2 protein-coding genes are annotated in these 10,427 nt (G+C 77.1%); both read right to left on the bottom strand.

Annotated features, from left to right (window positions below; translation table 11 throughout):
• Positions 1–130: 130 nt before the first annotated feature.
• Positions 131–9,610, bottom strand: a complete 9,480-nt coding sequence (locus ACFV0G_RS25600; protein WP_380552393.1) for a hypothetical protein — start codon at positions 9,608–9,610, stop codon at positions 131–133.
• Between the two features lie 81 nt (positions 9,611–9,691).
• Positions 9,692–10,427 (bottom strand): hypothetical protein (locus ACFV0G_RS25595; RefSeq protein ID WP_380552390.1); only part of this gene is annotated, 736 nt, incomplete at its 5' end.

The following is a 10,427-nucleotide window of genomic DNA, read 5'->3' as shown; positions in this document are numbered from 1 at the left end:
GCCGCGGCCTTCGGGCTCGTGCCGCGGCTGGCGGCCGGGCAGGGGGGCCGGTGGCCCTGGGTGTGGGGCGCGGGGGCCCGCCGCCCGGGCGGGACGGCGGGCACCGCACCCCTCGGCTCTGCCGCAGCACTCAGGTCTGCCGCGATCGGCTGCCCGCGGCCCGCAGCAGCTCCCGGCCGAAGCTCCGGCCCGGCTCGGAGAGCCGCTCGTACGCGGGCAGCAGGGTGAGCGGCAGGGCGTCCCGGAAGACCGGCCGGGCCGCCTTCCGGAGCAGCCGGGTCTGCACGTCCAGCAGTTGCTGCAGCGACAGCGCCGCCCCCTCGGCCGGCCGCACACTCGCCGCGATCTCCGCCAACTGACGCAGCACGGAGGCGTCCTGGTGCAGCGCATCGGCGGCGGGCAGCCGGCCGACCGCGGCGAGCAGGCCGCGGGCCACCGGCACCACGGCGTGCTCGGCCCCGGGCTCGGCGGGCCGGCCGGTCATCGCCTCGCCGAAGTCCAGCACGCTCTTCAGCTGGCGGGCCGTCAGCTTCGGTGCGATCTCGACCGCCCTGAGCCGTCGCCAGAGGCCGGGCTGGACGTGGAGTTCGGGCCGGGTCAGCCACTCGCGGGCCAGTGCCTCGGTGTGCAGGGAGCCGACCGCGCGGTCACCGATCCGGCTCAGCAGGAACACCGACCAGCCGGGCGGCAGCGGCACCCGGTACCGGCTCCGGGCGGCCGTGAGCTCGGCGCCGACGGTGCAGGCCGCGAGCAGCGGCGCCAGGTCGACCTCGGAGCCCTTCTGCAGCACCGCGGCCCGGCCCTCCGCCGTGCACAGCCAGGCCAGGACGGCGCCGACCGCCGCGCGTTCGACCTCCTCGCGCCGGGCCTCGGCGGAGACGAGCATGCCGCTCGCCCTGATCACGGCGCAGGCCTCCGACTCCGTCCCGGCCGAGGCGAGTCCGGCCGCACCCTCGTGGTACGCCGCCGTGTAGGCGGCGAACCGCTCCGGGACCAGCCCCGGCACCGGCTGCGGTGCGGCCGTGAAGTCCTGGACGCAGAGCCGGGCGAGGGACTCGCACATCCAACCCGGGAGGTCCGTCACGGTGAGCCGGCTGCCCGGTTCGAACAGCCGCAGGGAGCGGCCGTTGACCCGGTCCGCCTTGCCGACCTCGGCGACCAGCGACTCCCCGACGGGCGGCAGCGGCGCGCCGTCCGCGGGGGTGTAGCGGGCCAGCATGCCGAGCGGCTCCACCGAGACCAGGCAGCCTCCGTCCCGGTCGGCCGGACCGCCCCGGGGCTGCTCCTCGGGCTGCTCGCCGGGCTGCTCCACCACCCGTACCCGCAGCATCCGGCCCGGCTGAAGGTTCTGGAACTCGCGTTCCACCAGCGGCAGTCCGCAGAGAGTGACGGTGCCGGCCCCGTGCCGGAGCACGGTCAGCCGGCGCACGCCGCGGAGCTGGTCGGCCAGCACCGTCCCGCGCAGCCCGCCCGTCCAGGAGGCCTCGGCGGCCGCCAGCCAGTACAGCCGCTGGGAGCGCTCGTCACGGCAGATCACGCCGAGCGCCGCACCCGACGGCTCGTTGACCGGCAGCCAGGCCCGGACCGCGGTCTCCCCGGTCTCCGCGCCCGCGACCAGGTCACTGCCGGGCCGGCCGCAGGAGAGCACCTTCGCCTGGGCGTCCCAGTAGAGGCGCAGGTAGCCGCCGTCGGCGGTGAACGCCGCCGCGGCGGCGGAGGCCAGGTGCATCGGGAGGCCCGGCACGATCTGCCGAATGTGCAGTTTGAACAGCCCCGAGCCGGACTGCACCGCCACGTACCCCTTGCCGAGGTCGGCCACCGGCCGGGCGAGCACCGCCCCCTTGGGCCAGATGCTGCGCGGCTGGGTCCGGCGGGACACCGTGAGGACCGGCGCCGCGCCGTCGACGACCCGCTCCACGGTGACCGGGACGGTGCCGAGCCGGCGGAGGAAGGCGTCCCGGCCCCGGGCGGCGGCGGCGAGTTCGGTACGCAGCCAGCCGGCGCCCGGCCACAGGCCCGCCGTGTCGTCCGGGGCGAGCTCCACTCGGGCCTTCGGCAGGCCGAGCACCCGCAGCCCGTCCGGCGCGTCCGCGGCGGCGAGCAGCACCACGTCGCCCGCGGCCGGCGGCCGGTCCGCCAGCGGCTGCAGGGTGTTGGCCCGGTCCAGCCAGACCGCGCCGCCGACCGGGTGGGCGTCCAGTACGGCCTGGTCGGCCGGGTACGGGAACACCCCGCGCCCCTCCCCCAGCAGCAGCGCGCCGCGCTGGACGTCGGCCATGGCGACCGGCAGCAGCACCCGCCGGGCGCCGCCGCCCGCCAGCGCGCCGCGCAGCCCGGGGCGCCAGTCGTCCAGCACGAGGTGGCCGCACTCGCTGACGCCGCCCTCGATCCGCCCGTAGACCAGGTCGCCCGGGCCGAACAGCGACCAGTCGAGGTCGGCGAGCGAGTGCCCGTCGACGAACTGGACGAGTTCGCTGCGGACCTCGGCGACCCGGCCGGGCGCGAGTTCGAGCCAGATGCCGCGCCGGTCCGCGCGGGCCACCGCCCAGGCGCGCCGCCGGCCGGCCGCGAGGTCGGCGCCGGGCTCCTCCAGCAGCTCGGCGGCGGGGAAGCCGAACCGCTGCAGCAGCTCCCGCTCGTGGCGCAGCGTCCAGCCGGCCGGGTTCCTGGAGAAGAACACCGGCTCGGCCAGGGAGGTGGCGCGGGCCGGGAGCTGCCGGAGCACCGGCCGGGCGCGGCCCCGCACCCACTGCCGGGTCCGGGTGTCGTGGTAGCGCCAGGCGCGGTCACGACAGGCGGCGGCGATCCCGGCCGCGGTGTCGTCCATGAACGACAGCTGCGCCCAGGGGACGGCGGCGTCCGGCGAGGACGGCTCGGTGCCGGCGGGCGCCACCCGGGTGCGGCGGACGCCGCCGACCACGTCGTCCGGGTCGAAGGCGAGCGTGCCGGCCTCGGCCCCGTCCAGCGGCAGCAGTTCGGCGTGGACCTGGCCGGCGCGTTCGCTGCGCACCGCCGCGGCGACCTTGGGGTGGCCGGTCCCCAGCAGGACCGCGCCGAGCCCGCGGCGTGCGGTGGCGTTCACCCCGGGCAGGCCGGCCAGGGTGAACCGGCCCGGCCCGTCGGCGCGTTGCAGGTCCTCCTGGGTCTTCAGGTCGTCCTTGGGGAAGACCACCACCGGGCGCGGGCGGTCCACCAGGTAGGTGTGGTCCGCGGGGATGGCCTGCCGGACGGCGATGCCGTCCTGGCCGGTGAGCTCCAGGCGCACCACCGATCCCGGGGCGATGCCCTGGTCCATCCGGGTGCCGGCGACCGGGAACACCACGCCCGGGCGGACCTCGATGTGCCGGCCGGGCGGGTCGACCACGCCGAAGCAGCTGCCGCCGCGGCCGGCGAGGTAGCTGCGGAGCATCGACAGCGGCCGGGCCGGGCGGGGCGACTTGGTGGAGCCGTTCCACCGGTTGTCCTGGCCCGCCTTGCGCCGGAAGAGCCGGACGAGCATCTTGGCGTCGCCCGCGTACGCGCCGAGCCCCTGGGTCTCGGCCGCCCGCCGCAGGCAGCTCTCGCGGTGCGAGAACTCGCGCCGCGAGACGGTGACCTCCAGCGGTCCGATCTCCTCGACCGCCCAGGGCCTGCCGGGCAGGGCGGGCAGGGCGAACGTCAGCAGGTAGTCGTTGGCCGTCTCGATGATGTGCCCGGCCTCCAGGTAGAGGCTGTCGCCCTCGCGCAGGCCGGGGTCGTCCTCGCCCACCGCGGGGCGCGGCGGCACCAGGGAGAAGTGCCGGACCCGGCCGCGCCGGCGGGCGTCCGGTTCGGGCCGGAGCCGGCCGAGGACGCGCTGCTCGCGGGTGTCCGGGCCGCAGGCCGCGAGCAGGGCGGCGATGTCGGCGGGATCGAGCCGGGCGGCCACCGACCGGCCCTCGACGTGCTGGTCCTCCCGGTCCGGGGTGAGGCTGCGGCTGCGGGTGTGCACGCGCAGCACGGCGACGTGCTGCCGGGCGTGGTCGACGGCCACGTCGAGCAGGTGGACGACACCGCCCTCCGCGGCCTCCTGGTCGATCTGGTACTCCACGCCCTTGGTGACGTCGGCGAGTGCGATCGCGACGGTGAGGGCGCCGGCCTCGTCGCGGCCGAAGGCCATGGCGTCGATGCGGTCGCCGTGGAACAGGGCGAGGCCCCGCGGGTCCACCGGGCTGCCGCCGACCGTCAGCGCGCCGTCCGGGATGTCCGTGAACCAGCCGTAGCCCCATTCGAAGCGGTGCACCACGCCGTGCTCGCCGTCCTCGGCGCCCACGTAGTAGGGGCGCCGCGCCTTGTCGAGGCGCCAGCGGGTGCCGTCCAGCGGTGCCTGCGGCGCCACCTCGTCCAGGAAGTCGGCCGTGCTGACCGGCGGCGCCTGCACGTGCGAGGCCCGGTAGCCGGAGCCGTACGGGACGGGCACCGCACGGGCCCGGCCGTCGGCGTACCGGCGGCCGCCGACCAGGGTCTCCGGTTCGTCGTCGGGCAGGGCGAGCCAGGGCCGGTACACCCCGGCCGCGTCGGGCGCCCGCAGTGCGCCCAGGGACATCCGGCCCTGCACCCGGGCGCCGACGAGCGTCCGGTCGGGCCCGGCGAGGAAGCCCTCCCAGGCGACCCGGGGGTCCACGACCGCGGCCGGCTGCTGCGCCCGGAACCTGGACGGCGTGGCCGGCGACAGGACGAACTCCCGTTCCACGTCGACGTACCGCACCCCCGTCGGGCCGCCCGCCCGCCGGACCTCCTCGGTGCGGTCCAGCACCCGCAGCAGGGTCTGCTCCAGGTGCACGTTCTCGAAGACGGCGCCGGGCGCGACGCCGGTGGCGGTGCCCACCAGGTGGGCGTCGGCGGTCTGCAGCACCACGCGGGGCATGGAGCGGCCGTGCCAGCCGTCCTGCCGCACCTTGGCCCGGCCGCCGGTCCCCGGATCGCCGGCGGAGGGGCCGAACGCCACCCCGACGGGCCGGTCCGACGGCTTGTCCTCGTAGAGCTCGGCGGCGCTGCCGGTGCCGCCGTCCACCTGCCCCAGCGAGCGCCTGTCCTTCGTGCCGGCCCCGGCCTCCCGGCACTCCCAGAGTGCGCGCAGCCGCAGCCGCCGCCGGAGCACCGAGAAGACCCAGCCCTGCGCGGTGCGATCCACCACGAGGTGGTCCCCGGGCGAGGGCGCCTCCACGTCGAAGGCGGTCGCGGGCACCAGGGCCTCCAGCACGGTGCCGCGGTGGCTCAGCCAGATGCGCAGGTGGGTCACCGTGTTGCCGGACTGCCGGACCTGGCGCACCACCAGGCCCTTGAGGCCGGTCGCGGGCTCCGGCACCGGGACGTCCGGCCCGCCGGCGCCGCCGGCGGCCGGCCGGAGTTCGGCGACGGGCACCTGCGCCCGTCTGCGGCTCGGCGGCGCGGCGGCGCAGGAGTCGCTCGTGACGACCGCCCAGCGGTGCACCTTGGTCGGGAACTCGCCGGTCAGGGTGAGCGAGTCGGTCGCCGCGAACCCGACCAGGCCGGAGGAGAGCCGGGCCAGGTTGTCACCGCGGCCCGCGTTCCTGGTCAGCAGGTAGTCCAGCCGGACCGCCGCGTCGCGGGGCAGCTGGGCCAGCCGGGCGTAGGCCTCGGGGCTCGCGGCGGTGTCCTGGATGCCCACCTCGTCGACGGGTTGGACGCCGACCGAGGCCCGCCGGGCCTGCGGCTCGCCCCAGTTGTCGATGCTGCACAGCACCACCGGCCGGCCGTGGCGGGGTCGCTGGTCGAGGACCGCGGTGACGGTCGACGGGAAGCCCTCGACCGGCGGCACGTCGATCGTCCAGACGGCGGCACCGGTCGGACCGGCCGAGCGGCGGGCCTCCTGGTAGACGGTCTGCTCCAGGGCGCCGTCGTCCTCCGCCTCAGCGGCGGCGCCCGGCGCACCGTCCTCGTCCGGCTCGGCTGCGGCCGGGCGGTCGAACACCGCGAGCCAGTCGGCGTTGCGCCGGTCGAGCAGCGGCTGACCGTCCGGACCGCGGCGCAGCCGGAGCCGGCCCTTCTTGCGCACGATCTCGGCGTGCACCACGAGACCGGTGGCCGCACCGGAGCAGGCCTCGTCGAGCAGGAGCCAGTCGTCGCCGAGCCAGGCGGCGGCGCCGAGCACGTAGCTGCGGCCGGGTTCGGTGACGAACCGCCAGGCGGGCCCGTGGCCGGAGCGGTCCACGGCCGGGCCGGAGAGCACCAGGCGCAGGGCGGTCAGCCCGGTCTCCCGGTCCTCGTCGGGGACGTCGGCGGCGACGGCGAGCTCGGGCAGCCCGGCGTCGAGCGGCACCCAGTTCCGGTGCTCCTCGTGCCACACGGCGAGGGTGTTGAGCGGCCGGCCGGGGGCGGCCGCCGAGAAGGCGCGGGACAGGTCCGGGTCCCAGCGGCGGCGGGCCGCGACGTCCTGCGGGGTGTCGCCGGCCGGGTAGAGCCCCTTGTCGGCGACGCCGGTCACCGAGAGGTCCAGCCAGGGGAAGGCGTCGACGGTGCTCAGGGTGGCGGAGCGCACCTCGCCGTCCCGCGGCGGCCGGAAGGCCAGCGGGGCCACCTCGTGCCCCTTCCGTTGGCCCGGCGTCCAGCGCACCGCCACCAGCTGCCCGACCGGTCTCGGGTACCGCTTCTGGGTGCCGAGGTCGACGCTGATCGGGTACTGGAAGCCGCAGTTGAGCCACAGCTTGGGTTTGGCACCGAAGGAGTCCGCGCCGCAGACGATGCCGGCGATCCACGCCTCCTTCTCGGGCACCGGCGTACCGGCGGCGAAGAGGTCGATGACGGGCGAGCGCTTGTGGGCCACCTGCATGGGGATGCGCACGTTCTGCGCGTAGAGGACGGTCTCGTCGGTGCGGGCGTCGGCGGTCGCGGCGACGACCAGGCGCCGGTCGACGGAGCGGGCGGCGGTGTCCTCCCGGACGGCCGGGAGGCGCGGCGGCTGGTGGGTACGCTGCCACAACCGGGCCATCGAGCGGCCCAGTTGGACGCCCTGGGCCTCCATCCGCTCGGGGGCGGTGGCCAGCAGGAACTGCACCAGCGCGGCCTCGGTGCCCCGGGCGGAGACCCGGTCGCCGTAGACCGCGAACGGGTTGCCGGGCGGCCCGGCGAGTGCCCCGTGGCCCCACCGGTGGTACAGCGCGCGCAAGGTGCGCAGGCGCAGCCGGTTGGCGATGCCCACGGGCAGGGAGGTCTCGGCGGACAGCCTCCCGAAGAGCCGGTCGTAGTAGAACTGCGCTCCGGCGCTCAGGTCGATCACGGCGTCCACGGCGTGCTCCAGGACCGTGAGGAGCCGTTCCTGCGAACCCTGGCCGGCGACCGGCGAGCCGAACAGCTCGAACATCCGGCCGCGGACCCACCGGGGCAGGTGGGACGGCGAGTTGAGCGACTCCACCAGGTCGGTCCAGGAGGTCACCCACTCCTCGTACGCCTGTTCGTCGCCGAGCTCCGGCCGCTGCAGCAGGGCGGCCAGGCGCAGGGTGCGCAGGGTCACCGGCACGATGCCGTAGGTGTCCTGGACGGCGGTCTCCAGCTGGTCGGTCATGGCGGCCCACTCCTCCACGGAGTGGGCGTCCCGGGTGGGGTCGCCCGGGCCGCTCAGCAGCAGGGTGTTGAAGGACAGCACCGTGCCGGCGTGCCGCTCGTCGGTGAACTCCGGACCGCCCGGACCCCAGTCCCAGCGCAGCGGTTCGGTCCGCTCCTCGGGGTAGATCTCGCGGCGGAGCAGCGCCGCGGTCTGTGCCGTCGCCTTGAAGGACTCCCCGTCGAGGTCGGCGGCGAGCCGGAGCAGCTCGTCGGCCGGTGCCTCGTCGCCGGCGAACCACCGGCCGCCCGCCTCCGTCCGGTGCGCCTCGGTGCCGCCGGCCGCCGACTCCTGGAGCCAGCGCAGCGCGACCCGCAACCCAACGCGGTACTTGGCCAGTTGCCGGAGCGCGTCGGACCGGCGCTCGCCGGCGGGGGCGGCGTGCAGCCGGGCCACCACCCGGACGAGCTCGCCCGGGTGGACGGTCGGCCGCAGGCCCTTGCCCACCCGGTCGGCCACGCCGTGCCCGTGCAGCATCAGTGCGGCCAGCTGGCCGGCCGCGCCGGGGAGGGGGGTGCCGCCGTCGCCGACGCTCTCCAGCTGGGCGCGGTACCGGTTGCCGAGGATGTCCTGGAGGTGGAGGACGAGCAGCAGCAGGTGGTCGGGCTGCTCCCCGGCCGTCCCGGCCGCGAGCAGGCGCGCGGCGATCGCGGCGGCGCCGAGCAGCCGGACCAGCTGCTCGGCCTCGCTGTCGGAGCGGGCGGTCCGCGCCTTCGGGTCGGGCGCCCCGTGGTACATCCACGGGGACCAGACCTGCGCGGCCGCCTTCGGGTCGGTGGCGGAGAGCGGGCCGTCCTCGAGCATCAGGACCGGAGTGCGCGGCACGCCGGGGGTGGCGCGCAGCCGGTACAGCCGGCCGACGTGCAGCAGGGCACGGGCGTAGCCGTCGCCGTGCGGGACGGTGACCCGGCAGGGCCGGTTCTGGACCTGGGTGCGCGGCAGCGCGTCCGGCGGCTGCCAGCTGCGGGCCAGCCGGGCGGCCGTCCGCCCGGGGTGGAGCTCGGCGGCGAGTGAGAGCAGGACGTGGTGCCAGAGCACCGACGGCATCGCGGAGCGGTCGTGCGGCCCCGCCCCGCCGAGCCGGCCGTACGCGAGCTGCCGCCGGGCGGCGGCCTCCGAGGCGTCCGGCCACAGGCCCTGCTTGCGCCAGTCGTCGAGCCAGCCCAGCAGCCGGGTGCCGGCCATCGCCTCGGCCTCCAGCAGGTCGAGCAGGTCCTCGGCGGCGTCAGGGACGGCCGCGGCGGCGGTCGCGACGTCGTCGCCGTCCGGCTCGCCGGTCCCCTCGCCGGGAGCGGCCGCGACGGGAGCACCCGCGGTCGGGGCGAAGGTCACCCGCGCGGCCGTGGCCAGCAGGTCCGGCTCCAGGTCGAAGGCGCCGCCGGAGGCGACGGCGAGCCCGCGGACCACCTCGGGGGCGGTCTCGGGTCGCAGGGCGGCGGCCAGTTCGGCGGCCTGGAGCAGGGCCAGCCGGCCGTACCGGCCGCTCAGGGCGTGCTGCAGCAGGGCCGGGGAGTCGTCGGTGTGGTCGCGGACGCGGTCCGGCGCGGCGGCGGCGAGGAAGCGGGTGACCGTCACCAGCACCGTGGGCGCCAGCTGGTCGAGCAGGTCGTGGTAGGGCGGCACCGAGCCGTCGGCCACCCGGTCGGCGCCCTCGGCGGCGGCCAGCGCCTCGCCGAGCAGTTCGACGGCGCGTTCCGTCGCGCCGGACCCGGCGGCGCGCAGCAGGTCGCGGATCTGCGTGCGGGAGCGGTCGGGCGCGACCGCGGCGATGTCCCGGTAGAACGCGTTGACCCGCTCGGCCACCTCCCGGTCGCCGGGGAAGCGGCGGTGGGCGGCGAGGACGTGGCCGAGGGCCTGCACCGCCATGGGGGTCTCGGCGTGGATCAGGCGGTCGACGGCCGCACACACGAGTTCGGCGGAGCGCTCGGCGCCGGACGGTTCCTGGAGTGCGGCGATGGTGTCGAGGTGGGCCGCACCGGCCTGCGGAGGCAGACCGAGGGAGGAGCAGAAATACCAGTTCTCGAGCACAGATGTCCCTTCCCGATCGGGCCCCGGCCGCGGCAGTCCGCACCGGCCGTCCCCACCGGGCCCCGTCACCGGGCGTACAGACTATGACGAGAACTGACCATCCCTCAGGGAATCGGTCGGATACCCCATTCCGGGCACGCGGGCGCCCGGGCCGCGCGGCAGCGGCGGCCGCAGGAGCCGGCGGAGCTCGCCCAGGTCCTCGGCCAGGACGAAGTCGGCGGGCACGGACGCCGGGTGCAGGCCCAGTGCGCCCACCCGTCCGGGCCCGAGGCCGAGCAGCCAGCCGAGCAGCTCCTCGGTCGGCCGGCGGCGCAGCACCAGCGCGAAGCTGCCCGGGCAGTGGCCGTGCGGGTCCAGCACGACGAAGTCCGGGCCGGTGAGCAGGCCGGCCCGGTCGAGTGCCACCGCCACCTCGGGGCGGGCGAGGTCCTCCGCGGTGGGCCGGGCGTCCGGCCGCCCGGCGACCTCGGCCACTGCGGCCACCTCGGCCGACGGGCCCTCGTCCAGCCAGGACTCGAAGGCCGGGAGGTCGGCCCGGCCCTCGCGGAGCAGTCCGAGGACCATCGCGTCGACCACCGCGCGGGACACCAGTGCACCGGGGAAGTCGCCGGGCTCGGGCAGTGCGCCGACCGCGGCGGCGGCGCGGATCCAGGCGCCGGTGTCGTCGTCGCTGACCGCGGCCGACTGCAGCGAGACGTAGCGTGCCCGGCCCGTCCGGCGGGCCGCGTGGGCGGTGAGCAGCCCCCGGTAGGCCTCGGGGCTGCGCCGCCGCACCGCGTCCAGCAGCGCGGCGTCCTCGGCGGGGTCGCCCCAGCGG

This window comes from Kitasatospora sp. NPDC059571 (assembly GCF_042735675.1).
In the GTDB taxonomy this organism is placed as follows: Bacteria; Actinomycetota; Actinomycetes; order Streptomycetales; family Streptomycetaceae; genus Kitasatospora.
Note: the sequence above shows the minus strand (reverse complement) of the source record. Positions and strands in the feature narration are given on the sequence as shown.